The sequence below is a fragment of the Neisseria sp. P0021.S006 genome, assembly GCF_051956895.1.
Genome location: NZ_JBQCWZ010001085.1, coordinates 1 through 505, shown reverse-complemented (window position 1 = coordinate 505; position 505 = coordinate 1). Strand labels below are relative to the sequence as shown.

Sequence of the window (505 nt, the reverse complement as noted above, 5' to 3'; positions counted from 1 at the left end):
CAATAGGTTCAAACACATCGCCTTCAGATGGCTTTGTGCACTCACTTTAATCAGTCCAAAATAGGCTGCCCGGGCATAGCGGAATTTACGGTGCAGCGTACCGAAGCTTTGTTCGATCACATAACGGGTCTTCGACAAATACCGGTTACGTTTGGTTTGCGTTTCCGTCAGCGGATGTTTGCGGTGAGCTTTGCGCATAATGCCGTCCTGCAGCCGACACTCTTCCAGATATTGCCGGTTTTCCTCACTGTCATAGCCTTTGTCGGCATAGACGGTCGTACCTTTGGGTAACCCTTCCAACAAAGGCGACAGGTGTTTGCACTCATGGGCATTGGCAGGGGTAATGTGCAGTTTCTCGATATAGCCTTCCGCATCGGTACGGGTATGTTGTTTGTAACCGAGTTTGTAGAGGCCGTTTTTCTTTATCCAACGGGCATCGCTGTCTTTACTCGGTGTGGTTTGGCCGCTGACTTGTCCCTTCTCATCAACTTCTATGGCCTGGCGC

The 505-nt window shown here is 50.5% G+C and carries 1 protein-coding gene; it reads right to left on the bottom strand.

Going from position 1 to position 505, the window contains the following annotated elements; translation table 11 throughout:
* A partial coding sequence (locus tag ACTHUM_RS18850; RefSeq protein WP_440403806.1) for an IS5 family transposase occupies positions 1 to 505 on the bottom strand: 505 nt, incomplete at both ends.